Source organism: Micromonospora sp. NBC_00421, from assembly GCF_036017915.1.
GTDB lineage: Bacteria > Actinomycetota > Actinomycetes > Mycobacteriales > Micromonosporaceae > Micromonospora.
Genome location: NZ_CP107929.1, coordinates 6,460,452 through 6,483,959, shown reverse-complemented (window position 1 = coordinate 6,483,959; position 23,508 = coordinate 6,460,452). Strand labels below are relative to the sequence as shown.

Genomic DNA, 23,508 nt, shown 5'->3' with positions numbered 1-23,508 from the left:
GCCGACACCGCCTCAGCTGGTTGTCCGGCTCCGGGGCCGTCCAGCGTTACCATGACCTCCATGACCGCCGCGCACGCGTTCGAGTATGAGGTTCCGCCTCATGCCGGTCCGCCGTCTGAAGCCGTCGAGGCGGCTGAGGATGGCAACGTCGTCTACTTGACTCGCCAAGGGCAGCGGGTGGCGGCGATGGGGCCACCGACGGCGCTCGATCCGCAGGGTCTTGAAAAGATCAGGCAGTATCTGGAAGCGGTAGCCAGAAACCCGAACCGGACACCCGCTCTGCGTGCCTCGGCTCGTGAGGAGCTTGCGCGGCTTGACGAGATCATGGAACAGGTGATCGACGAGGAGGACGCCCAGGCATGCGACGACGCACTGGCGTCGATGCGTGCTGGTGAGTCCACGCAGCCGTGGAGCGCGGTCAAGCGGGAGCTCGACCTGTGACATGGAAGGTTGAGCTCACCAATGCTGCGGCGCGCCAACTGGCCAAGCTCGACCGCTCCACCCAGGTCCGCATCGGTTCCGCGATCGATCAGCTGGCAGTTGACCCTCGGCCCGCTGGTTGCGTGAAGCTGTCCGGTGGCGATACCAAGTGGCGGATCCGGGTAGGCGATTTTCGGATCGTCTACCTGATCCTGGATGACCAGGTTCTGATAGCAGTCGTGCGAATCGCCCACCGCAGAGAGGTATACCGGTCCTTCTAGGGCACGTCACTTCCAGCGGAAGTGGACGAAGAGGCGGCCGAAGTTCTTGGAGTCCTTCTCGACCCGGTGGTAGAGCTGCTTGACGTCCTTCTGGTCGAGGAAGCGCAGCACCTTCTTCTTGAGCTGGCCAGAACCCTTACCTGGGATGATCTCGACCAGGGTGGCCTTCTTCGCCACCGCCTCGTCCATGATCCCGCGCAGGGCACGGTCGATGTCGTGGCCCTTGTTGAAGATGTCGTGCAGGTCCAGCTTGAGCTTCATCCCGCCTCCCCCACCTGCGCAGCCGCCATGGCAGGCCCATCGTAGGCCCGCACGGACCGGGGCGAGGCTCAGGCTTCGTCGGGCAGGTTCGGCCGGTGCTCGCGGATCCACGCCTCGATGTCCTCGGTACGCCAGATCCGCCCGGTAGCGAGCGACTCGTAGGGCTTCGGCCAGTCGGGGCGCTTCATCAACTGCTCGACCCGCTGCCTGCTCACGCCCAGCCTCATCCGGATCTCGTACGCGCCCATGAGATTCCGGCCCATGAACCGGAGGCTAGACACCTCCCCACTGGGCAATACCCTAGTTGGGCGACACCCTACTAGGGCCTTGACTAGGGGGTAGCGTAGCGACCACTATGAGACGGTGAAGCCGCTGAACGTTTCCCGGGTCCATGCCCGCCCAGGCGGGGCCATCCGGCCGCACGTACCGATGCGACCGCTCTGGCGGTGCCGGGTGTGCGCGGCTCCGTGGCCGTGTCAGCCCGCCCGGCTGATGCTGACCAGCGACTACCGGCGGGACCGGATCGGGCTGTCCGTCTACATGGCCGGGCAGCTGTTCGACGCCACCGGCGACCTGGTCACCCTCAACCCGGACGCCGTCCCGCCCCCGGCGGAGCTGTTCACGCGGTTCCTGGCCTGGACGAGACGCAGAACCGGGCCGGAGGAAGGGTAGGAAACTCCCCTCCCCCGGCCCGGCCAGGGACCTCAGCGACCGTTGTCGACCCGGCTCTCCACCCGGCGCAGCGCGGTCACGTAGTCGTCGTTGGTCGAGTGCATGGCCGCCGCGATGCGCAGGTGGCGCAGCGCGTCCGGGTAGCGGTTCAGCCGCTCCAGCGTCCGGCCCAGCACGTGGTGGGCGTAGTGGTCGCTGGGGTCCCGGTCGACCAGCTCCCGCAGCTGCTCCTCGGCCCGGCCGAGCTGGGCGGTCTGGAAGTACGCCCGGGCCAGCAGCTGACGCACGGAGGAGTTGCCGGGCTCGGCCGCCACGATCGGCTCCAGCAGCCGGACCGCTCCGCTCGGGTCACCCATCTCGAAGTACATGGTCGCCCGTCGGTACTCCGCCAGAAGATCCATCCCGACCCACCCCCTCGCGTCACGTCGCCATTGCTCCGACGCTGGCACAACACCGGGCGTACCGCGAGTGTTCCTGCGGGTGCAGTTGTGGCTCAGGAGGTCGGGTCGTCCCGTTCGCCGGTCAGTTGCCAGGCGCGGACGCCGCCGACGATTCCGGCCGTATTGGGCACGATCACCACGTCGTCGCCCATCCGGGCCACCTGCTCGGGGCGGATCAGCCGCGAGTTGCCGCCGCCGAGATAGAGCCGGTCCCAGCGGAACACCGGGCGCAGCCCGTCCACCACCTGCCGGATCCGCCGGGACCAGAAGGCGTCGCCGAGCCGCCGCCGCTCCGGCTCCCCCACGTACGTGTCGTAGGTGGTGCCCCAGCGGACCGGGGCGTGCGACAGCTCCAGGTGCGGGGCGAGCCGCCCGCCGTCGAAAAGCGCGCTACCCAGCCCGGTGCCGAGGGTCAGCACCAGTTCGCAGCCCGTCCCGGCGACCACCCCGGCACCGTGCACCTCGGCGTCGTTGAGCACCAGCGCCGGCATCCCGAACGCCTCGGTGAGCGCCCGGCGGGCGTCGTACCCGGACCACTCGGCGAGCAGGTCCGGGTCGATCCGGCTGCGCGGACCGGACCGGGTGACGTAGTGCGGCGTGGCCACCACCACCCCGTGCCGGATCATGCCCGGCATCCCCACCGTGACCCGGTCCGCCCGGGGCAACCGCCCGGCCAACTCCACAAGCGTCTTGACGAACAGGTCGGGCGGCAACGGGTACGGGGTGTCCACCCGGATCACCGGTGCCCGCAGGTTGCCACCCCCGTCCAGCACCGATCCCTTGATGCCCCCGCCCCCGCAGTCCACCGCCAGCGTCAATCCCACACCCTCACCTTGCCCCACCCGCCCCGCTCATCCCGCCCCTCCCCCACCTTTCACCGACCGGGACCGACAGCCCGACCCCCGAGCACCGACCCGACCGCCGGGCCGCCTACCGACCCGGCCGCCGGCCCGGAAGACCCGACGGCGGTGGTGACGGGCGGGCGGTGATCGGCGAAAGCCACGGGGAGCGCAGGTTTGTGGAGAATTGTTGTCGCCATAGCCGCAAGAACTCTCCACAATCTCGCGCGGATCACCACCCCCGCACGACCACCCCGCCACCCGAACGATCGCCCAGACGACCATGCCCGCCGCCGACCAGCCGCACAGCCCCCGCCACCCTGAAAGTCGGCCGCACGACCACCCCGGACCGCCAGTTACCGGCCGACCGGGGTCCTTCGGGCGGTAGCTGGGCCGGGACGGCGCTGGGTCGCACCGCGCGCCGTCCTCGCCCGGACCGGCGGACGCTAGGCTCGGGCCTGATGAGCGCCACGATGATCGTCAAAGGACTTGCCGCCGGGCACGGGGAGCGGATGCTCTTCAGTGACCTCGACCTGGTGGTCGCGCCCGGCGACGTGGTGGGGCTGGTGGGAGTGAACGGGGCCGGCAAGTCGACGCTGCTGCGCACGCTGGCCCGGGTGCAGCCGGTGGAGGAGGGCAGCGTCTCGTTGAGCCCGCCGGGGGCCTCGGTGGGATACCTGCCGCAGGAGCCGGAGCGGCGGGCGGGCGAGACGGTCCGCGACTTCCTGGCCCGCCGGACCGGGGTGACCGGCGCGCAGGCGGCGCTGGACGCGGCCACCGAGGCGCTCACCGAAGGCACGGCCGGGGCCGACGACGCGTACGCCGGGGCCCTGGAGCGGTGGCTCGGACTCGGCGGGGCGGACCTGGAGGAACGCGCCGCCCAGGTCGCCGCCGAGTTGGGGCTGACGGTCGACCTGGACCACCCGATGACCGCCCTCTCCGGTGGCCAGGCGGCCCGCGCCGGCCTGGCCTCGCTGCTGCTCAGCCGGTACGACGTCTTCCTGCTCGACGAGCCCACCAACGACCTGGACCTGGCCGGCCTGGACCGGCTGGAACGGTTCGTCACCGGGCTGCGCGCCGGGACGGTGCTGGTCAGCCACGACCGGGAGTTCCTGACCCGGACGGTGACCCGGGTGCTCGAACTCGACCTCGTGCAGCAGCAGACCCGGCACTACGGCGGCGGCTACGGCGCCTATCTGGAGGAGCGGGAGGTGGCCCGCCGGCACGCCCGCGCCGACTTCGAGGAGTACGCCGACACCCGCGCCTCGCTGGAGGCCCGCGCCCGCACCCAGCGTTCCTGGATGGAGAAGGGCGTGAAGAACGCCCGCCGCAAGGCCACCGACAACGACAAGATCGGCCGGAAGTTCCGGGCCGAGTCGACCGAGAAGCAGGCGGCCAAGGCGAAGCAGACCGAGCGGCTGATCGAACGCCTCGACGTGGTCGAGGAGCCGCGCAAGGAGTGGGAGCTGCGGATGGAGATCGCCGCCGCGCCCCGGGCCGGTGCGGTGGTGGCCTCGCTGCGCGACGCGGTGGTCCGCCGGGGCGGCTTCACCCTCGGCCCGGTGACCCTCCAGGTCGACTGGGCCGACCGGGTGGCGATCACCGGGGCGAACGGCTCCGGCAAGACCACCCTGCTCGGTGCGCTGCTCGGCCGGCTGCCGCTCGACGCCGGTCATTCCGCGCTCGGCCCGGGGGTGGTGGTCGGCGAGGTGGACCAGGCCCGGGGGCTGTTCCTCGGCGACCAGCCGCTACTGGAGGCGTTCGAGGCCGCCGTACCCGAGATGACGCCGGCGGACGCACGGACGCTGCTTGCCAAGTTCGGCCTGCGGGCCGCGCACGTGCTGCGGCCGGCGGCGACCCTGTCGCCGGGCGAGCGGACCCGGGCGGCGTTGGCGCTGCTCCAGGGCCGGGGGGTCAACCTGCTGGTGCTGGACGAGCCGACCAACCACCTCGACCTGGCGGCCATCGAGCAGTTGGAGTCGGCGCTGGCCGGTTATCCGGGGACGCTGCTGCTGGTCACCCACGACCGGCGGATGCTGGAGGCGGTCAGCGTCGACAGGCGCCTGCGGGTCGCCGACGGGCGGATCGCCGAGGACTGATCCACGCCGCCTGATGACCGCCGGGTGACAATGGGTCATGCTCAAGTGGGAGTACGCGCTGCTGGTGCGCCGTCGCCAGCCGACCGCCTCCGACCTCAGCTGGGAGGTCGTCTTCGTCTGGTACGGCCCGGACGGCTCGATGGTCGACGTGACCGCCTACGGCGACACCGCGCTGGCCCACCTGAACCGGGCCGGCGACCAGGGTTGGGAACTCGTCGGGATGAGCGAGGACCCGTCCCTGGAGGGCCACAACGAACTGCACCGCTACCACCTCAAGCGGCCGAAGGTTGCCGGCGCTCCCCGGCAACGCATCCGGGGCGTCGGCCGGCCCACCCGCCGCACCGGCGGCTGACCGCTGCTGCGCAGGCAGCAGCCCCGATCGGGTGGGTGTGTCGGGCCGGGGAGCGGGTAACGGCCGGCGGGAGGTGGCCATGGTCGCATTGGCGCAGGCACCGCCCTCGGCCGAACGGCTGCGGGCGCTCGACGGGTTCCTCGACGCGGCCTGGGCCGAGCAGGCCCGCCACGACGAGCGGTTACGCGGGCTCGCGGTCGAGGTGCGGTTCGACCGGGGGGTCGCCCACCTGAGCGGCGAGGTGGCCGAGCCGGATCAGTTGCGGCTGGTCCGCGAGCTGGTCGGCCGGCTGGCCGGGGTGTACGGCGTGTGGGGGCGGGTGCGGGTCGGCGGCCGGGATCCGGTGGTGGTGGACCTGGGCTGCGGCGGGCAGAAGCAGTACCCGGCGAACCTGGGGCTGGACATCTTCCCGGCCCCCGGGGTGGACGCGGTGGCGGACCTGTCCGGGTCGCTGCCGCTGGCCGACGGCTCCGTCGACGTCCTCTTCACCGTGCACATCCTGGAGCACCTGATCGATTTCCTGCCGCTTCTTGACGAGTGCCACCGGGTGCTCCGGCCGGGTGGGGTGCTGCACGTGATGAGCCCCTGGTGGGGGCATGTCAACGCGGTGGCCGACCCGACCCACGTCCGGCTGCTGGACGTGCAGACGATCAAGGGGATCTGCGGGCAGCGCCCGCCGGGCACCCCGCGCTGGCATCCGCTGCACGCCGGCTGCGACGGGGCGTCGATCTTCGCCGACCTCACCCCGCTGCCCTCCGACGCACCACCGGAAAACCCGGCCCACCTGGCCCGCTTCTTCGACTGACAGGCCGGGCGACGGTGCCGACGGCCCGACTGCTCCGGCGGAGCGACGGGAGGCGGGTCCGGCGGGGTCAGGTGAGAGGGCACGTCGCGGGAGGCCGCTCTGTCAGGCGGTGCTCTCGCGGGGGGTCAGCCGGTGCGGGGCGGTGAGTTCCCGGGGCGGCGCGTCCCGGTCGCCGTCCAGCCGGCCGGCGAGCAGATCGACGGCGAGCCGGGCGATCCGTTCCTTGTCCGGGGCGACGGTGGTCAGGGTGGGGACGCTGAACCGCCCGTCCTCGATGTCGTCGAAACCGGCGACGGCGACGTCGGCGGGGACCCGGAGGCCGGCCTCGTGCAGGGCGCGGAGCGCGCCGAGGGCGAGGGTGTCGTTGAAGCAGAAGACCGCGTCGGGGCGGGCCCCGGAGGCGAGCAGGTGGCGCATGGCGGCGGCCCCGTCGGCCCGGTGCCAGGCCGGGGCGGGGGCGACCAGGCTCTCGTCGTACCCGAGGCCGGCCTCGGTCAGGGCGGCGGTGTAGCCGGCCAGCCGGAGTCGGGCGCTCGCACCCTCGGGGGTGCGTTGTGAGCCGATGGCGGCGATCCGGCGGCGGCCGAGGCCGATCAGGTGGGCGGTCATCTCCCGGGCCGCGGTCACGTTGTCGATCACCACGTGGTCGGCGGGGCCGTGGTCCACCCGCTCGCCGAGCAGCACCATCGGCATGCCGTCCAGGCCGGCGAGGTCGTCGGCGTTCAGCGACAACGGGCTGAAGATCAGCCCGTCGATCATGTGGTCGCCGATGCCGATGGCGGCCGCCCGTTCCTGTTCGGGGCCGCCACCGGTCTGGTCGATGAGCACCGTCCAGCCGTGGTCGACGGCGGCGGCGACCACGTGCCGGGCCAGTTCGGCGAAGTACGGGATGTCCAGCTCCGGCACGGCGAGGGCGATCACCCCGGTACGGCCCTTGCGCAGGTTGCGGGCGGACAGGTTGGGCCGGTAGCGGAGTTCGGCGATGGCCGCCTCGACCCGGGCCCGGGTGTCCGGTCGGACGTGCTGGTAGCCGTTGACCACGTTCGACACGGTCTTGACCGACACCCCGGCCCGTTCGGCCACGTCCTTCAGTCTGTGCCGCACGATCTGCCACCTCCCCCCTCCGACTCAGGACCCTATCGCGTAACAAGCCCTTTACAACGTTGGTTGCAACGTTGTAGGAACGCCTGGTACGCCGTGACCGCAGTCACGGAGCAGGTCGAGGAAAGGTGGCACCCAGGTGCGTACAGCCCGGTTGACGATCGATCCGGCGTTCACGATCGGTCCGGTGGACCGACGGATCTTCGGCTCCTTCGTCGAACACATGGGCCGCTGCGTGTACGGCGGCATCTACGAGCCGGGCCACCCCGAGGCCGATCCGCTCGGCCTGCGCCGTGACGTGCTGGCGCTGACCCGGGAGCTGGGCGTCTCGGTGGTCCGCTACCCCGGCGGCAACTTCGTCTCCGGCTACCGCTGGGAGGACGGCGTCGGCCCGGCCGCCGACCGGCCCCGCCGGCTGGACCTGGCCTGGAAGACCGTCGAGACCAACGCGTTCGGCCTCGACGAGTTCATGACCTGGGCCGCCGCCGCCGAGATCGAGCCGATGATGGCGGTCAACCTCGGCACCCGGGGCGTGCAGGAGGCGTGCGACCTGCTGGAGTACGCCAACCACCCGGGCGGCACCCGGCTGTCCGACCTGCGCCGCCGGCACGGCGCTGAGCAGCCGTACGGGGTGCGGTTGTGGTGTCTCGGCAACGAGCTGGACGGCCCCTGGCAGGTCGGTCACAAGACCGCCGAGGAGTACGGCCGGCTCGCCGCCGAGACCGCACGGGCGATGAAGCTGATCGACCCGTCGATCAGCCTGGTCGCCTGCGGCAGCTCCGGCCGGGGCATGCCCACCTTCGCCTCCTGGGAGGCGACAGTGCTGGAACACACCTACGAGCACGTCGACTTCATCTCCGCGCACTCCTACTACGACCCGACCGACGGCGACCGGGCCAGCATCCTCGCCTCCGCCGTCGACATGGACCATTTCATCACCGAGGTGGTCGCCACCGCCGACCACGTGGCCGCCCGGCTGCGCCAGACCCGCAAGCTGAAGATCTCCTTCGACGAGTGGAACGTCTGGTACCAGTCCCGCCTCCAGCACGACCTGGACCGGCGCGGCTGGGTCGAGGCGCCCGCGCTGATCGAGGACGATTACACCGCCGTCGACGCGGTGGTGGTCGGCGACCTGCTGATCACCCTGCTCCGGCACGCCGACCGGGTCGGTGTCGCCGCCCAGGCCCAGCTCGCCAACGTGATCGCCCCGATCCGTACCCGCACCGGCGGACCGGCCTGGCGGCAGAGCATCTTCCACCCGTTCGCCCTGACCGCCCGGTACGCCAGGGGCACCGTGCTGCGGACCGAGCCGGTCTCGCCGCACTACGAGACGAAGCGGTACGGCGACGTGCCGGTGCTGGACACCGTCGCCCTGCACGACGAGGAATCCGGCGAGTTGGTCGTGTTCGCGGTCAACCGGAGCGCCGAAGACCTTCCGCTGGATCTCGACCTGCGTGGCCTGTCCGGGCTGCACCCGGTACAGCATCTCAGCCTCGCCGCCGGTGACGACCCGGAGGCGGTCAACACCGAGGCCGAACCCGACCGGGTGACGCCCCGGGAACTACCCACCACCACCTCCGACGGCGGGCGCTGCTCGGTACGCCTGCCGGCAATCTCCTGGAACGTGCTGCGCTTCGCACCGCAGCCCTGACCACACCCGGGCAGCCCGGCGGGGAGCAGCGCCGCCCCCGGGCCGCCACCCACCCTGTCAGGGCCCGGATGCCGGGCGCGGTCGGAGCCGGGTACCGGGCGGGGTCGAGCGGGCGGGTCGGGTACCGGGCGGGTCGAGCGGGCGGGTCGGGTGCCGGTCGGAGGGAACGGCGTGGCCGGCACCCGACGGGGAGTCAGGCCGAGGCCGGTTCCGAGGTGCGGTCCTCGTCGGCTTCGCGGGTGGCGAGGCGGTTGCGCCGGTAGCCGTAGCCGAAGTAGATGACCGCGCCGAGCACCATCCAGATGAGGAACCTGATCCAGGTCTCGATCGACAGGTTGAGCGTCAGGTAGAGGCAGGCCAGCGCGGTGAAGATCGGCAGCACCGGGGAGAACGGGACCCGGAACGGCCGCTCCAGGTCGGGGCGCTTGCGGCGCAGGATCGGCACCGCGATCGAGACGATCATGAAGGCGCAGAGAGCGCCGATGCTGACCAGGTCGGCCAGGGCGGACAGCGGCAGGAACCCGGCGAGCAGCGCCACCGCCACGGTCATCACCGCGGAGATCCGGTAGGGCGTACCCCAGCGCGGGTGGATCCTGGCGACGGCGGGCGGGAGCAGCCCGTCCCGGGCGATGGCGAAGCCGATCCGGCCCATGGCCACCAGGTCGACCAGGATCACGCTGGTCAGGCCGGCGACGGCGGCGATGGAGACCAGCACCCCGGCCCAGCTCGCACCGACCGCGTTGAAGGCCGCGGCGATCGGGGCACCCCTGTCGATCTCGCCGTACGGCACCATGCCCACCACGACCAGCGAGACGCCGATGTAGAGCGCGGTGGAGATCAACAGGGTGCCGAACAACCCCAGGGTCAGGTCCCGCTTGGGCCGCCGGGTCTCCTCGCCCAGGTTCGCCACCGCCTCGAAGCCGGTATACGCGAAGAAGACCACCGCGGCGGCACTGAGCACCCCGACGAAGCCGAAGACGGACGGCTCCACCCCGAAGATCGCCTGGACGACCGGCTGCTTGATCCCGTCGTCACCGGCACCGGCCGGCTCGGCCGGCGGGATGAACGGGCTGAGGTTGGCGGCCTTCACGAAGAACAGCCCGGCGACCACGACGAAGACGCAGATCGCGACCTTCACCAGGACCAGCAGGTTGGTGATCCGGGCGGACTCGCGGATGCCGATGATGGCCACCACGCCGAGCAGCAGCACGATGCCGATCGCGCCGAGGTTGACCACGCTGCCCTCTTCGGCGAACCAGGCGCTCGGCAGGCCGAACAGCTCGGCCAGGTAACCGGACCAGCCCCGGGCCACCACCGCCGCGCCGAGCGCGAACTCCAGCAGCAGGTCCCATCCGATGATCCAGGCGACGATCTCGCCCATCGTGGCGTACGCGTAGGTGTAGGCGCTGCCGGCGGTCGGCACGCTGGACGCCAGCTCGGCGTAGCAGAGGGCGGCGAGCAGGGCGACCGTCCCGGCGATGGCGAACGAGATCACCACGCCCGGCCCGGCGCTGTCCCGCGCCTCGATGCCGGTGAGGGTGAAGATGCCGGTGCCGATCACGATGCCGATGCCGAAGCCGGTGAGGTCGCGCGCACCGAGCCGGCGTTTCAGGCCGGGGCTTCCGTCGCTGCCGTCGGCGTTGCCCTGGGCAACCACGTCCTTGATCGGTTTGGTTCGCAGCACGGACACTGCGCTCACCCCTCCCACCACCGCGACCGCCCCGCTGACGACCGGTGCCGCGCGTTGCTACCCAACCAGCACCCCCGCCAATCCACCCACCCCACCCCCGCCCCCTCTGACCCAGAGCCCCCTCCCAACCACTTTCGGTCACCCACCCAGACTCGCCTCCGATGATCAAGAGGTTTGCGTCATCCGTCGCGCGAAGATTGACGTAAACCTCTTGATCACCGGGCAGCAGGCGGGGCCGCGGGACAGGCGGGGCCGCGGGAGCGGGGCCGCGGGAGCGGGGCCGCGGGAGCGGGGCCGCGGGATCTGATGAAGGGAGACGGGGTGTGGGAGTGACGCAGTGGGGTGTGGCTGGGTTGGTTCTGGCACTGGTTGGTGGGCTGGTCGGGAGTGGGGCGGGGGCGGGGGGTGCCGCGGTGGGGAGCGGGGTGGGGAGCGGGTCGGGGGATGGGGGCGGGGTCACCAGTCGCACAGCCGGGACGGGTGGCACCGGCGGTGGGGGCTGTGCGGTGGATCCGGCGGTGCCGAAGCGGCAGTTCCGGGCGATGTGGATCTCGTCGGTGGTGAACATCGACTGGCCGAGCGCGGACTCCCGGACCGCCCCCGACCGGGTCGCCGCCCAGCAGGCGGAGTACCGGGGCTGGCTCGACCTGGCGCAACGGCTGCACCACAACGCGGTGGTGGTCCAGGTCCGCCCCACCGCCGACGCGTTCTGGCCGTCGGGGTACGAGCCGTGGTCGGAGTATCTGACCGGGGTACGCGGGCAGGACCCGGGCTGGGATCCGCTGGCCTTCCTGGTCGCCGAGTCGCACCGACGGAACCTGGAGTTCCACGCCTGGTTCAACCCGTACCGGATCTCCATGCCGGCACCCGGCGGCGCGGGGGCGGACCTGGCACAGCTCGCCCCGGACCACCCGGCCCGGCGGCATCCCGGGTGGGCGTTCGCCTACCCGCCGGCCGGCGTCGCGGGCAGCCGGCTCTACTACGACCCGGGCGTCCCCGAGGTCCGCGAGTTCGTCCAGACCGCGATCATGGACGCCGTCTCCCGGTACGACGTCGACGCCGTGCACTTCGACGACTACTTCTACCCGTACCCGAGCGGTAGCTACCAGGTGCCCGACGACGCCACCTTCGCCGCGTACCACAGGGGGTTCACCGACCGGGCCGCCTGGCGGCGGGACAACATCGACCTGCTGATCCAGGAGATGGGGACCAGGATCAAGGCGGCGAAGCCGTGGGTGAAATTCGGGGTCAGCCCGTTCGGCATCTGGCGCAACGCCAGCGCCGACCCGGACGGTTCGGACACCACCGGCAGCCAGTCGTACGACATCATCTCCGCCGACACCCGCAGGTGGGTCAGGCAGGAGTGGATCGACTACGTCGTGCCGCAGCTCTACTGGTACATCGGCCAGTACCCGGCTGCCGACTACGCCCGACTTGTGCCCTGGTGGGCGCAGACCGTACGCGGCACCCGGGTGCAGCTCTACGTCGGTCAGGCGGACTACAAGAGCGGTGATCCGACCTACGGCACGTACTGGATGAACCCGCAGGAGCTGTCGGACCACCTGACGCTCAACCGGTCGTACCCGGAGGTGCTCGGCAACGTGCACTTCTCCGCCGTCCAGGTGCGGGCCGACCGGCTCGGCGCGACGAGCGCCTACGCCGCCGCGCACTACTCCCGGCCGGCGCTGGTGCCGCCCATGCCGCACCTGCCGGCGAAGCCGCTGCCGCGCCCGGTGCTGACCCGGGCCGAGCGGACCGCCGACGGGGTACGGCTGCGCTGGCGTGGACCGGCCGACGGTAAGGGCCCGCTCGGCACCGCCACGTCGTACGCGGTCTACCGCTTCGACGGGGCCGGTCGGGTCGACGGGTGCGACCGGGCCGACGCGGCACACCTCGTCGGCACCGTCCGGGCCACCCCGGGGCGGTCGCAGTCCTGGGTGGATCCCACCGCGACACCCGGCCGGACGTACACCTACCAGATGACCGCACTGGACCGGGTGTGGAACGAGAGCGCCGCCTCACCGGCCCGGGTGGTGCGTTGACCGACCACGGACGCCCCGGGTGACCACATCACCCGGGGCGTTCGCCAGACCGTATCCACCGGGCCGGGCCCGCCGCGTCGTTCCCGCACCGGGCGGCGGGGCAGGTCACGCCCACTCCTCCCGGCGTTCCGCGTCGCGCCGGCCAGCCGGCCGGGGCGTCGCCGTGCCGGTCGGCCGGGGCGTCGCCGTGCCGGTCGGCCGGGGCGTCGCCGTGCCGGTCGGCCGGGGCGTCGCCGTGCCGGTGGCCCGGAACCGGACCGAGTCCGCCGCCAGGTCCGGGTGCTCCACCGCGAACGCCACCGCCGCCGCCTCCTCCAGGCCCAGCTCACCACCCTCGCCGTACGCGGCGTCGAAGGCCGCGTCGCCGAGGGTGCGCCGCAGCTCGGCCTGCCGCTCCAACCAGTACGCCCCGTAGATGCCGGGGGTGCCCCGCAGCCGGGCCCTGGTGGCCTGGGCCGCGCCGAAGAGCCGGGCCGCCGTCAACGGTTCCCCGCCCAGCGCGCAGCGCACCGCCACCGCGTTCACCGTGTCGCCGGCCCGCCCGTGGTAGCCGTGCCCCATCCGGGCCCGCAGCGCCACCAGCAAGTGCTCGTGCGCGGCCACCAGGTCACGCCGGGCCAGCGCCACCATGCCCAGCAGCATGTCCACCGACCGGCGACCCCGCTCCACCGGGCGGGCCGCCTCCACCGGGCGGGCCGCCCCGAGCAGCTCCGCAGCCTCCGCCAACGCGCCCCGCCGCCACAGCAGCTCGGCCAGGTTGTAGACGGCCAGCAACGCGTCCCCGCCGACCTCCTGCTCGTCGGCCCAGTCGATGACCTCCCGGCAGACCCGCTCCGCCTCGGCGAACTGCCCCATGTCGATCAACGGCGCGGCCCGCCCGGCGAGCACCCGGGCCAGCAGTCCCGCGTCACCGGCCTGCCGGGCCGCCGCCTCCGCCCGCTGCGAGAACCGCAGCTCCTCACCGAACTCACCGTCCGCACCGGCGTGCAACGAGTGCAGGTGGTACGCCGCCGCCAGCTCCGCCTCGGGGATCGCCTCGCCGGTCTCGGCGATCCGCCCGTACAGCCGGAACAGCCAGAGCCGGGCCTCCCGGGACAGCCCCCGCTCCCGCCACCACTGGTCCAGCCCACCTGCCAGCCGTAACCCGGCGCGGGCGCTGCCCCCGGTGGCCGACCAGCGCAGCGCCGCCCGCAGCTCACCGGCGAGCGGGTCCAACGCGTAGAGCGACAGGGTGACCGGGCGGCCGTCAGCCCCGAGATGTGCCCGGTGCAGCGCGTGCTGCGCCCAGGCCACGTGCCGGTCCCGGGCGGCCTGCGCCTCTCCGGTCTCGACCAGCCGCCGCGCCGCGTACGCCCGGATCGGGTCGAGCATCCGGTAGGTGCTGCCGGAGGCGTGCAGTTCGGCAACCACCATCGACTTGTCCGCCAGCACCGACAGCGGGTCGAGCGGATCGTCGCCGAACAGCCACTCCACCGTGGCCAGGTCCACCGGCCCGGCGAAGACAGCCAACCAGCGCAACAGCCGGGCCGCCCGTGGCCCCAACGTCCGGTACGACCAGGTGACCGTGGCCTGCATGGTGAGGTGCCGCTCGGTGGCGGACCGCTGCACCGCCCGCTGCGCCGGGCTCGGTGGCGTCTGCCCGGCGGCGGCGGCGACCAGGTCCACCGTGTCCTGCTGGTTGCCCGCCCAGCCCCGCTCCACGGGCGGTTCCGGAGCGCCCCGGCCGGCGTCGAGGGTGCCCAGCACGTCGTCGAGCCGGGCCGCCAACTGACCGGCGGAGAGCACCCGCAACCGGGCCGCGGCCAGCTCGATCGCCAGCGGCAGCCCGTCCAGCCGCTGCACCACCCGACGCAGGTCGGCGGTCTCGGTCCACTCCGGCGGCCGACCACCCCGGGCGGCCGCCGTGCGGTCCAGCAGCAGCGCCACCGCGTCGCTCTCGGTACGCCCCGGCTGCGGGTCGACCGCCAGCGGCGGAATCCGCCACACCACCTCACCGGGGAGACCGAACGCCTCACGACTGGTGGCCAGCACCCGCACCCCGCTGCCACCGGCCAACAGCCGGGAGATCACCTCGGCGCAGGCCGCCGGCTGGGCGTCACAGGTGTCGAGCACCACCAGCATCCGCCGCACCGAGGCGTACTCGACCAGGGTGTCGAGGATCGGGCGGCCCGGTTCCGGACGCGGCCCGAGCACGGCGGCGATCGCGAACGCCACCAGGCCCGGGTCGGTGACCGTGGCGATGTCGACGAACCACACCCCGTCCGGGTACGCCTCCACCTGGCCGGACGCCACTTCGACGGCGAGTCGGGTCTTACCCGCGCCGCCCGCGCCGACCACCGTGACCAGCCGGTGCCGGCGGATCAGCAGATCCAACTCGACCCGTTCGGTCTCCCGGCCGACGAACGTGGTGACCTGGGTGGGCAGGTTGTGCGCCAACGCCTCGGCGGTACGCGGGCGCGGGAACTGCCGCTCCAGCCCCGGCGCGACGAGCTGGAACAGCCGCTCCCGGTCGTCGAAGCCCCGGAGCCGGTGCAGGCCCAGGTCGATCAGGGTGGCCCCGGCGGGCAGCGGGTCGGCCAGCCGGGCGGTCGAGGCCGAACAGAGCACCTGGCCGCCGTGCGCGGCGGCGGCCACCCGGGCGGCCCGGTGCACCTCGGGACTGGCGTACTCGCCGTCGCGGGGTTCCGCGTAACCGGTGTGCAGACCCATCCGTACCCTCGGCGCGGCCTCCGGGTTCGGCCAGTCGTGGGTGGACAGTGCCCGCTGCGCGGTCAGGCAGGCGGTCAGCGCCGCCGACGCGTCCGGGAAGGCGAGGAAGAAGGAGTCCCCCTCGGTCAGCAGCTCCGCGCCGTCGGTCTCGGCGAGGGTGTCGCGCAGCAGCCGGCGATGTTCCCAGAGCACCGGGCGGTAGTCCGGCCCGAGCAGCTGGGCCAGCCGGGTGGAGCCTTCGATGTCGGTGAACACAAAGGTCACCCAACCGCTCGGGAGGTGGATCCGTGGAGACATGCGTGGCACCTCCGCCCCTGACGTCGGGTTCATGCTGCCCTATGGTCAACCGGTCACGCATCGTGAGAACGGTCGGGCGATCTCGGACCCAAGGGGTCACTGATTCGGCGTACTGGCGTGCCACACCGTTACATCGGGCGCATCGGCCCGCTCAGCAGCCGCAGCCACCACCGCAGCAGCCACCGCCGGCGGGCGCGGCCGGGGCCCCACCGGTCGCGGAGCCGCCACCACGGCCGGTGACCGCCACTGTCGAGAGGAGCTTGACCGTGTCGGCGTGACCCTGGGGGCAGTCGGCCGGCGCACCGGCCTCGGCCATCGGTCGGTTGACCTCGAAAGTGTCGCCGCAGGCGCGGCAGCGGAACTCGTACCGGGGCATGCCCCCACCCTACGACCGGACCTGACTCCCGGACCGGGATGGGTGATACTCAAACGGTGGTGAGCGGCGAAGATTCGACGGTACGGCCCCTGCGAGCAGCGGCACCGCCCGAGGACGTGTCCGCCGTCCCGCGTCGCGGCTGGATTCCCCGGCCCCGCCGGCCCCGGCGCGATCCCTCGACCCCACCGGCCGCCGAGACCCCACCGGCCGCCGAGACCGATGCCGGAGCCGGGCCCGCCGGTGGTCAGCCCCCGACGGCCGACGCCCCGCCCGAGCCGGGCAAGACGCCCGAGCCGGATGCGAAGCCGGAGCCGGATGCGAAGCCGGAGCCGGGCGGCGGTGCGGCGGGAGGTCGACGCCGGCGGATCCCGTTCGCGCACGCGGTCCGGCTGCCGCCACCCCGGCAGGCGGTGGGGGCCGCCACCCGGGCCACCCGGGCCTGGTCCCGCCGCCCCAGCGGTCGGCTGACCCTGCCGGCCCTGTTCCTGTTCGCGCTGGTCGCGGCGACTGCCGCGGTCGGTGCGGTGGTGGTGCCGAGCGCGGTCCGGGCACCCCGACCGGTCGCGGTGGACGACGCCGCCACCGCCGGCCCGGGATTCCCGTCGGTCACCGCGACCACCGGAGTCCCGGTACTCCCGGGCGGGAGCGGCCCCGCACTGCCGCCGGGCGGCTTCCCGACGGGCGGGGTCGCACCGACCGGACCGGTCGCACCGACCGCCGCCGGCCGGCCCGCCGACGGGCTGGCCGACTGGGCCCGGGTCACCGGCGGCAAGGTGGGCATCTCTCCGATCGCCATGCAGGCGTACGGCTACGCCGAGCTGGTGCTCGCCCAGACCAACCGGAGCTGCCAGCTGAGCTGGACCACGCTCGCCGCGATCGGCTACGTCGAGTCCCGGCACGGACAGGCCAACGGCGCGACGCTCGGGCCGGACGGCCGGGCCGTACCGGAGATCATCGGCGATCCGCTCGACGGCAAGGGCGGGCGCTCCCTGATCCGGGACACCGACGGCGGGCTGTTCGACCGGGACACCGTCTACGACCGGGCGATCGGGCCGATGCAGTTCATCCCCACCACCTGGCAGCAGGTCGGCGCGGACGCCGACAACGACGGCCGCAAGGACCCGCACGACCTGGACGACACCGCGCTGGCCGCCGGCAACTACCTGTGCCAGGGCGGCCGGAACATGACCATCCCCGGCGACTGGTGGGGGGCCATCCTCTCCTACAACGACGTACGCCGGTACGCCCAGGACGTCTTCGACAAGGCCCACGAATATGGACGCGCAAGCCGTACGTGAGGTGATCGTTCGCATACATTGCCGGACCGGACACTTCCCCCGAGAAGCCATTGACGGCAAGCTAGACGCGTGATGGTGCGCGAGTGGGACCCCCGAACCGCGTCGTCCGCCGAGATCGGCTCCGTGCTGGACACGCTGAACGCGGTTCTCGCAGCCGACCTCCCGCAGGACCCGCCCTGGCGGGAGGATTCCCTACGGGAGTACCTCTCCGAGGTGATGCCCGGCGAACGACGCATCTCCTGGGTGGCCCAGGCCGACCAACCGGCCGAGGGTGAGCCCGGTGCGATCCTCGGGCACGTGCACGTGCTGCTGCTCGGCGACATCGGCGTCCTGGAGGTGCTGGTGCACCCGGCGGTACGCCGGACCGGGCTCGGCCGTGACCTGGTGCTGATCGCCGCCCGACGGGTCTACCAGGAGGGTTTCCGGTCGATCGGGGTCGAGGTGGTCGGCGACACCCCGGCGATCGGCTTCTATTCGTCGCTGGGCTTCACCCAGGAGTACGTCGAGACCCGCAGCGTGCTCGACCTGGGCACTGTCGACTGGACGGCGCTCACCGAGATGGCCGCCGGCGTCGGCCCCGGCTACCACCTGGAGTTCTACCCGGGCGGGCCGTCCGACGACCTGATCGAGGCGTACGCGCGGGCGAAGGCCGAGGTGCGCGACGTCGAGGACGGCGAACTGCGCCCCAGCTCGTACGACCCGCAGCGGCTGCGGGACAGCCTCGACACGCTGCACCGCCGGGGGATGAAGCCGTACATCGTGCTCGCCCTGCACGAGCAGACCGGCACGGTGGCCGGCCTGACCGAGGTGGTGGTGCCGGTCCAGCACCCCACCCGCGCCGACCAGTACGACACCATCGTGGTGCGCGACCACCAGGGTTACGGCATCGACCGGGCGATCAAGGCACGCATGCTGTTGGAGTTGCGTTCCGCCGAGCCGGAGCTGACCGAGGTGCAGACCTGGAACGCCCAGGCCAACGAGGCGATGCTCAAGGTGAACGCCGAGCTGGGTTACCAGCCCGACCGGGACTGGTGCGAATACAGCGTGGACGTCGCCGAGCTGGTGCACCGCCTCGACGCCCAACACTGAGCGGCGCTGTCGCGAATTCACCACAGCGCCGCCCGGGGGATGGACGGCGGACAGCGGCGCACCTTAACGTGCGTTGGTTCCCGTCCACCCATCGTGGAGGCCCCATGCGCCTGCGCCGCAGATTCGCCGCGCTCGCCACCGTCGCCGTCGTCGCCGTACCGGTGCTCGGCGTCGCTCCCACAGCGGCCACCGCCGCGCCCACCGACCTGTTCATCTCCGAGTACGTCGAAGGTTCGTCCAACAACAAGGCGATCGAGCTGTACAACGGCACCGGTGCCCCGGTCGACCTCACCGCCGGCGGCTACCAGTTCCAGCTCTACTTCAACGGGTCGACCACGGCCACCACAATCGCCCTCACCGGCACGGTCGCCGCCGGGGACGTCTTCGTCTTCGCCGCCGCCTCGGCCGGGCCGGCGATCCTCGCCCAGGCCGACCAGACCACCGGCGCGAGCCTGTTCAACGGCGACGACGCGATCGTGCTGCGCCGGGGTGGCGTGGTGCTCGACGCGATCGGTCAGGTCGGCGTCGACCCGGGCACCGAATGGGGCAGCGGGCTGACCAGCACCGCCGACAACACGCTGCGCCGACTGCCGTCGATCTCCGCCGGGGACACCGACCCGTCGGACGCGTTCGACCCGGCCGCCCAGTGGGCCGGGTTCGCCACCGACACCTTCGACGGACTGGGCGCGCACACCGTCGACGGAGGCGGCCCGGTGGACCAGCCGGCCGTGCTGACCTGCGGCGGGGCGCTGACCATCGAGGCCGGTGCGACCGCCACCCGGGAGGTGACCGGCACCGACCCGGACGACACGATCGTCGACCTGGCGGTCACCGCGGTCAGCCCGGTCCCGACGAGCGGCACGATCAGCCGTACCGCGTTCACCCCGGCGACCGCGCCGGGTGGCACGGCCACCGCGACGGTCACCGCCACCGGCCTGCCCGGCGGCACCTACGCGGTCACCGTGACCGCGACGGACGCCGACGGCGGCACCGCCACCTGTCCGCTCACCGTGCAGGTGAACGCGGTGCTGTCGGTGGGCCAGGTGCAGGGGCAGACCCGGGACGACGAGAACCCTCGCACCGACCGGTCGCCGCTCGCCCCGGCCAGCGGCAACGGCACCAGCCCCCTGCTGTACGACGTCCGTGGCGTGATCACCCAGAAGTCGCTGACCCGTACCTCGGCCGGCGCCGACCAGTACGGCTTCTACCTCCAGAGCCGCACCGGCACCGAGGACGGCGACCCGCTCAGTTCGGACGGCATCTTCGTCTTCATGGGCGCGTTCACCACGCTGATCGGTGGCTATGCGCCGACCGTCGGCGACGAGGTGGTACTGCGCGGCCGGGTCTCGGAGTACTACGACCAGACCCAGCTCTCCGGTGCCTCGCTGGTCCGCCGGCTCGACTCGGGGCTCGACGTGAACACCGCCGTGGCGGTGGACGACGCCACCCCACCGGCCGACGCGGCGGCGGCGGACCGGTTCTGGGAGCGGCACGAGGGGGCCCGGCTGCGGGTCCGCAGCGGTTCCGGCGTCACCGGTCCCCGGGACGTGTTCGGCTCCACCGCCGACTCCGAGGTCTGGGTGGTGGACCGGGCGGACCCGCTGCTGAAGCGGACCGACCCGTACGCCCGCCGGGTGTTCCGGGACACCCACCCGCTGGACGACGTGCCGGGGCAGCTCTTCGACAACGGCAACGGGCAGCGCATCCTGCTCGGCGGCGGCGGCGTGAAGGCCACCGCCGGTGACTCGACGGCGCTGCTCCCGCCGGCCCGTACCTTCGACACCCTCACCACCGACGCGTTCGGCGCGGTGTCGTACGGCTTCAGCAAGTTCAGCGTGCAACCGGAGGCGCTCACCCTGGCGGCCGGGGTCGACCCGGCGGCGAACAACCCGCCCCGCCCGGCGGACCGGGCCCGGGAGGTCGCGGTGGCGACCTACAACGTGGAGAACCTGTACGACTTCCGCGACGACCCGTTCGACGGCTGCGACTTCACCGGCAACTCGGGTTGCCCCGGGGTGTCCCCGCCGTTCGACTACGTGCCGGCGGGCGAGGCCGACTACCGGGAGCACCTGACCGAGCTGGCCGCCCAGATCCGCACCGACCTGCACGCCCCGGATCTGATCCTGGTGCAGGAGGCGGAGGACCAGGACATCTGCGCGGTCTCCGACGGCAGTCTGGTCTGCGGCACCACCGACAACGCCGACGGTGCTCCGGACACCCTCCAGGACCTGGCGCTGACGATCCGGGCCGCCGGAGGTCCCGCCTACGCGGCGGCGTACGACCGGACCGGCGCGGACGCCCGGGGCATCACCTCGGCGTTCCTGTACCGCACCGACCGGTTGTCGCTGGCCGGGGCGACCGCCACCGATCCGCTGCTGGGCAACTCCCCCACCGTGCGGTACCGGTCGGCGGGGCTGGCGTCCAACGCGGACGTGCAGAACCCGAAGGCGCTCAACGCGGTGCTGCCGGCCGACACCGACACCTCGACCGGCAAGGACGGCGACAACGTCTTCACCCGGGCCCCGCAACTGGGCAAGTTCGTGGTGAAGGCGACCCCCGGCGGCTCGGAGTCCTACCTGCTGTACGCGCTGAGCAACCACTACTCGTCCGGGCCGGACAGCCGGGTCGGGCAGCGCACCGAGCAGGCCGCGTACGGGGCGGCGATCGTCACCGCGATCGAGGCGGCCGACCCGGACGCCCGGGTGGTGTACGGCGGGGACCTGAACGTCTTCCCCCGTCCGGACGACCCGATCGCGACCGCCGCGAACCCGACCCCGTCGGACCAGTTGGGGCCGCTCTACCGGGCCGGCCTGCACAACCTGTGGGACGACCTGGTGGCCGACGTGCCGTCGGCGGCGTACTCGTACAGCTTCCAGGGGTCGGCGCAGACGTTGGACAACCTGTTCGTCAACGACGCGCTCCACGACGACCTGGTGCAGATCCGGGCGGCGCACGTCAACGCGGACTGGCCGGCGGAGTTCACCGGGGACGGCACCCGTGGGGCAAGTGACCACGACCCGCAGGTGGCCCGGTTCCGCAGCCAACCGTCGCTGCGGGTGGCCGACGCCTCCGTGGTGGAGGGCGACCGGGGCACCAGCACGCTGACGTTCCAGGTCACCGTGTCCCGCCCGCTGTCCCAGCCGACCACGCTCTGCGCCGCCACGGTGGGGCTGACCGCGACCGTCGTGCTGGACTTCGAGCCGTACGTCGGCTGCCGGACCCTGCCCGCCGGGCAGACCTCGCTGGCGTTCCCGGTGACCGTGCGCGGTGACCGCAAGCGCGAGTCGGACGAGAAGATCGCGTTCGCGGTCGCTGGTTCGCTGCATCTGCGGTTCGCCGATCCGCTGGCGACCGGCACCATCGTCAACGACGACTGACGGTTCCGCACCTCCGACGGCCCGTCGGTCCGGCCTCCCCGCCGGGCCGACGGGCCGTCACCATTGCGGGCGCACCACCCGGGGCGGGGGCGGCACGTTGCGGTACTTCGCCACCCGCACCTCCCACTGGCTCCGTCGGCGCATCGCGTCCCGGACGGCCCGGTTGCGATAGAACGTCTCCGGTGGTCGGGCGAGCCCGTAGACGTCCGCCCACCACTCACCCGGTTCCGGATCGAGAATCGTGTCCAGGTGGGAAGGGTAGCGACGGTCAGCGCCGTCCCGGGCGTCGTCGCGGTCCCGCATCGGGGTGAGCACCCGGCCGAACTCGTCGACCACTGCCAACCGGAAGCCGGCCGCCGCGATGATCCGGCGCAGCAGGGCGATGCTCGGGGTGAGCGCGCCCGCCTCGATCCGGCCCACCGTGCCGTGGTGCACCCCCGCCCAACGCGCCAGCTCGCGCTGACTTCGGCGCCTCGGGTGGTCAAGCACAGACAGTAACGGGCGATCGCAGTCAGCCTGCCGTCTTCACCCGTGGACGGGCAGCACCGGGCTCAATTCAGAGCGGGCCGGCACGCCCTTCGAAGTCAGGTCAGGCTGTGAGCGACCCGCGCGGGGACGACGCGAGAGCGGGAAGCGGGCGGGACCCGAGGCAGCACCGCAGGCAGACGGCGCAGGAGACGGCGCGGGAAGAGGGCGGGCGGGGCCGCGGCGAGCAGGATCAGTAACGCTGGCGGAGCAGGGCGGCGGCTTCGACCGCCCAGTAGGTGAGGATGACCTGCGCCCCGGCCCGGCGGATCGAGGTGAGCGTCTCCAGCATCACCCGCTCACGGTCGATCCAGCCGTTCGCGGCAGCCGCCTCGACAGTCGCGTACTCGCCGGAGACCTGGTAGGCGGCGACCGGGACGTCCACGGCGGCCCGGACGGCCGCCACCACGTCGAGGTAGGGCAGGGCCGGCTTCACCATCACCAGGTCGGCACCCTCGGCCACGTCCAGCTCGACCTCGCGCAGCGACTCCCGCAGGTTTGCCGGGTCCTGCTGGTAGGTGCGCCGGTCGCCGTCGAGCGCCGACTCGACGGCGTCGCGGAACGGCCCGTAGAAGGCGGAGGCGTACTTCGCCGCGTACGCCAGCACCGACACGTCGGCGTGACCGGCGGCGTCCAGGGCCCGGCGGACCACGCCCACCTGGCCGTCCATCATCCCGGACGGGCCGACCATGCCGACCCCGGCGTCCGCCTGGGCCACCGCCATCTCGGCGTACGCGGCCAGGGTGGCGTCGTTGTCCACCTCGCCCTCCGGGGTGAGCAGGCCGCAGTGCCCGTGCGAGGTGAACTCGTCCAGGCACAGGTCGCTCATCACCACGGTGGCGTCACCGACCTCGGCCACCACGTCGCGGATGGCGACGTTCAGGATGCCGGCCGGGTCGATCCCGCCGGACCCGGTCGGGTCCCGCCGCTCGGGCACCCCGAACAGCATGATCCCGCCCACCCCGGCCCGGACCGCCTCCACGGCCGCCTTGCGCAGCGAGTCCCGGGAGTGCTGGAGCACCCCCGGGAGCGACGCGATGGCCCGTGGCTCGGTCAGCCCCTCCTTGACGAACATCGGCACGACCAGTTCGGCCGGGGCGACGCGGGTCTCGGAGACCAGCCGCCGCACCGCCGCGTTACGGCGCAGCCGGCGGGGCCGGATCTCGGGGTACGGCATGCGGGGC

Annotated in this window: 21 protein-coding genes; 11 read left to right on the top strand and 10 right to left on the bottom strand. The window is 72.7% G+C overall.

Annotated features, from left to right (window positions below):
* Positions 1–60 precede the first annotated feature (60 nt).
* Positions 61–441, top strand: a complete 381-nt coding sequence (locus tag OHQ87_RS27860; RefSeq protein ID WP_328342666.1) for a hypothetical protein — start codon at positions 61–63, stop codon at positions 439–441.
* Complete coding sequence (locus OHQ87_RS27855) at positions 438–701, top strand: type II toxin-antitoxin system RelE family toxin (protein ID WP_328342664.1); 264 nt, start codon at positions 438–440, stop codon at positions 699–701. The genes OHQ87_RS27860 and OHQ87_RS27855 overlap by 4 nt, the downstream gene beginning before the upstream one ends.
* A 6-nt stretch (positions 702–707) precedes the next feature.
* Here the strand turns inward: OHQ87_RS27855 and OHQ87_RS27850 are convergent, their stop codons facing one another.
* Together OHQ87_RS27850 and OHQ87_RS27845 are read right to left on the bottom strand one after the other, a co-directional pair.
* The gene (locus OHQ87_RS27850; protein WP_067315484.1) at positions 708–962 is read right to left on the bottom strand and encodes a Smr/MutS family protein; all 255 of its coding nucleotides are present in this window, start codon (positions 960–962) and stop codon (positions 708–710) included.
* Positions 963–1,030: 68 nt separating this feature from the next.
* The gene (locus tag OHQ87_RS27845) at positions 1,031–1,225 is read right to left on the bottom strand and encodes a helix-turn-helix transcriptional regulator (RefSeq protein WP_205789268.1); all 195 of its coding nucleotides are present in this window, start codon (positions 1,223–1,225) and stop codon (positions 1,031–1,033) included.
* Between the two features lie 229 nt (positions 1,226–1,454).
* Between OHQ87_RS27845 and OHQ87_RS27840 the strand changes: the two genes are divergently transcribed.
* The gene (locus tag OHQ87_RS27840; RefSeq protein ID WP_442930613.1) at positions 1,455–1,634 is read left to right on the top strand and encodes a hypothetical protein; all 180 of its coding nucleotides are present in this window, start codon (positions 1,455–1,457) and stop codon (positions 1,632–1,634) included.
* 32 nt (positions 1,635–1,666) lie between these two features.
* Here OHQ87_RS27840 and OHQ87_RS27835 read toward each other — a convergent pair whose 3' ends face one another.
* Both OHQ87_RS27835 and OHQ87_RS27830 read right to left on the bottom strand, forming a co-directional pair.
* Complete coding sequence (locus tag OHQ87_RS27835) at positions 1,667–2,035, bottom strand: tetratricopeptide repeat protein (protein WP_328342656.1); 369 nt, start codon at positions 2,033–2,035, stop codon at positions 1,667–1,669.
* A gap of 92 nt (positions 2,036–2,127) precedes the next feature.
* Complete coding sequence (locus tag OHQ87_RS27830) at positions 2,128–2,898, bottom strand: ROK family protein (RefSeq protein ID WP_328342655.1); 771 nt, start codon at positions 2,896–2,898, stop codon at positions 2,128–2,130.
* Positions 2,899–3,374: 476 nt separating this feature from the next.
* On the opposite strand from OHQ87_RS27830, the gene OHQ87_RS27825 reads away from it, so the two are divergent.
* The 3 genes from OHQ87_RS27825 to OHQ87_RS27815 all read left to right on the top strand — a co-directional run bounded on the left by OHQ87_RS27825 (position 3,375) and on the right by OHQ87_RS27815 (position 6,169).
* Positions 3,375–5,012 (top strand): ABC-F family ATP-binding cassette domain-containing protein, encoded by a 1,638-nt coding sequence (locus OHQ87_RS27825; RefSeq protein WP_328342653.1) that lies wholly within the window; start codon positions 3,375–3,377, stop codon positions 5,010–5,012.
* Positions 5,013–5,049: 37 nt separating this feature from the next.
* Positions 5,050–5,364 carry a hypothetical protein gene (locus tag OHQ87_RS27820; RefSeq protein WP_328342651.1) on the top strand — a complete coding sequence of 105 codons (315 nt, stop codon included), beginning with the start codon at positions 5,050–5,052 and terminating at the stop codon, positions 5,362–5,364.
* Between the two features lie 79 nt (positions 5,365–5,443).
* Entirely contained in the window at positions 5,444–6,169 is a 726-nt protein-coding gene (locus OHQ87_RS27815) for a methyltransferase domain-containing protein (RefSeq protein ID WP_328342649.1), read from the top strand.
* 102 nt (positions 6,170–6,271) lie between these two features.
* On the opposite strand, the gene OHQ87_RS27810 is transcribed toward OHQ87_RS27815, so the two are convergent.
* Complete coding sequence (locus OHQ87_RS27810; protein ID WP_328342647.1) at positions 6,272–7,273, bottom strand: LacI family DNA-binding transcriptional regulator; 1,002 nt, start codon at positions 7,271–7,273, stop codon at positions 6,272–6,274.
* Positions 7,274–7,409: 136 nt separating this feature from the next.
* On the opposite strand from OHQ87_RS27810, the gene arfA reads away from it, so the two are divergent.
* Positions 7,410–8,921: an arabinosylfuranosidase ArfA gene (arfA, locus tag OHQ87_RS27805; protein ID WP_328342645.1), complete on the top strand. Its 1,512-nt coding sequence runs from the start codon at positions 7,410–7,412 to the stop codon at positions 8,919–8,921.
* Between the two features lie 193 nt (positions 8,922–9,114).
* Here arfA and OHQ87_RS27800 read toward each other — a convergent pair whose 3' ends face one another.
* Positions 9,115–10,620 (bottom strand): amino acid permease, encoded by a 1,506-nt coding sequence (locus OHQ87_RS27800; RefSeq protein WP_442930612.1) that lies wholly within the window; start codon positions 10,618–10,620, stop codon positions 9,115–9,117.
* A 509-nt stretch (positions 10,621–11,129) separates the two neighbouring features.
* Here OHQ87_RS27800 and OHQ87_RS27795 point away from each other — a divergent pair.
* Complete coding sequence (locus OHQ87_RS27795) at positions 11,130–12,653, top strand: glycoside hydrolase family 10 protein (RefSeq protein WP_328342643.1); 1,524 nt, start codon at positions 11,130–11,132, stop codon at positions 12,651–12,653.
* Between the two features lie 105 nt (positions 12,654–12,758).
* Here OHQ87_RS27795 and OHQ87_RS27790 read toward each other — a convergent pair whose 3' ends face one another.
* On the bottom strand, positions 12,759–15,659 hold the full coding sequence (locus OHQ87_RS27790; protein WP_328342641.1) for an ATP-binding protein: 2,901 nt from the start codon (positions 15,657–15,659) through the stop codon (positions 12,759–12,761).
* A gap of 151 nt (positions 15,660–15,810) precedes the next feature.
* Positions 15,811–16,035, bottom strand: a complete 225-nt coding sequence (locus tag OHQ87_RS27785; RefSeq protein WP_328342639.1) for an FmdB family zinc ribbon protein — start codon at positions 16,033–16,035, stop codon at positions 15,811–15,813.
* Positions 16,036–16,091: 56 nt separating this feature from the next.
* Between OHQ87_RS27785 and OHQ87_RS27780 the strand changes: the two genes are divergently transcribed.
* The 3 genes from OHQ87_RS27780 (at position 16,092) to OHQ87_RS27770 (ending at position 21,799) form a co-directional block, all read left to right on the top strand.
* The gene (locus OHQ87_RS27780) at positions 16,092–17,333 is read left to right on the top strand and encodes a lytic transglycosylase domain-containing protein (protein ID WP_328342637.1); all 1,242 of its coding nucleotides are present in this window, start codon (positions 16,092–16,094) and stop codon (positions 17,331–17,333) included.
* Between the two features lie 72 nt (positions 17,334–17,405).
* A complete protein-coding gene (locus tag OHQ87_RS27775; protein ID WP_328349026.1) occupies positions 17,406–18,422 on the top strand; it encodes a GNAT family N-acetyltransferase in 1,017 nt (338 codons plus the stop codon).
* A 104-nt stretch (positions 18,423–18,526) separates the two neighbouring features.
* Positions 18,527–21,799 carry a lamin tail domain-containing protein gene (locus tag OHQ87_RS27770; RefSeq protein WP_328342635.1) on the top strand — a complete coding sequence of 1,091 codons (3,273 nt, stop codon included), beginning with the start codon at positions 18,527–18,529 and terminating at the stop codon, positions 21,797–21,799.
* A gap of 57 nt (positions 21,800–21,856) precedes the next feature.
* On the opposite strand, the gene OHQ87_RS27765 is transcribed toward OHQ87_RS27770, so the two are convergent.
* A complete protein-coding gene (locus OHQ87_RS27765; protein ID WP_328342634.1) occupies positions 21,857–22,288 on the bottom strand; it encodes a helix-turn-helix transcriptional regulator in 432 nt (143 codons plus the stop codon).
* 229 nt (positions 22,289–22,517) lie between these two features.
* Positions 22,518–23,501 (bottom strand): porphobilinogen synthase, encoded by a 984-nt coding sequence (hemB, locus tag OHQ87_RS27760; protein ID WP_328342633.1) that lies wholly within the window; start codon positions 23,499–23,501, stop codon positions 22,518–22,520.
* Between the last annotated feature and the right edge of the window lie 7 nt (positions 23,502–23,508).